This is a genomic window from Undibacterium sp. Ji42W (assembly GCF_049340405.1).
Taxonomy (GTDB): Bacteria; Pseudomonadota; Gammaproteobacteria; order Burkholderiales; family Burkholderiaceae_D; genus Undibacterium.
Map to the genome: position 1 here is coordinate 1 of NZ_JBMPOV010000052.1, position 517 is coordinate 517.

Genomic DNA, 517 nt, shown 5'->3' on the forward strand with positions numbered 1-517 from the left:
GTCAGCATTGCCGGCAACACCGTGCTCTCACAAGCCAGTGGTGTATTTACAGTAGCATCCACCGCCAGCACAGGCAGTGGCTTGAAAGGCAGTATCACGGCATCTGCACCGCAGGTGTCAGTTGGCAACCTCATCAGTTTCCCTTTCAATGTCACCAATGAAGGCAATGCCGCTTTGACAGATTTGCCGCTGACCGTCAGCATCATTGACGCCACACAAAAAGTCATCGCCAGCTTCCCCTACAAAACCACCCTGGCAATGACAGCCAGTTTTGCTGGCAACACAGACTGGACCAGTGCCGGTACAGCAGGTGCGCAGTACACCGCCGTGTTAAGTGCAAAAGTCGGCAGCAACACCCTGACATTGAGCCAGGCCACGTTCACGCTGACCTCATCCGTCGTCAGCCTGAGCATCAAGCAAGCAGCAACACCATGGCAAAACGTGCTCGTCTACAGTGCCTGCAAACGCGCGGCCGATGAATTGCTGGGCAAATGCGCCGCCACCAAGTTCCCGACAG

General features: G+C 55.7%; 1 protein-coding gene. It reads left to right on the plus strand.

Annotation, left to right across the window (positions count from 1 at the left end; genetic code table 11):
* On the plus strand, window positions 1-517 hold a 517-nt coding region (locus ACO0LG_RS29550; protein WP_423032195.1), incomplete at both ends, for a hypothetical protein.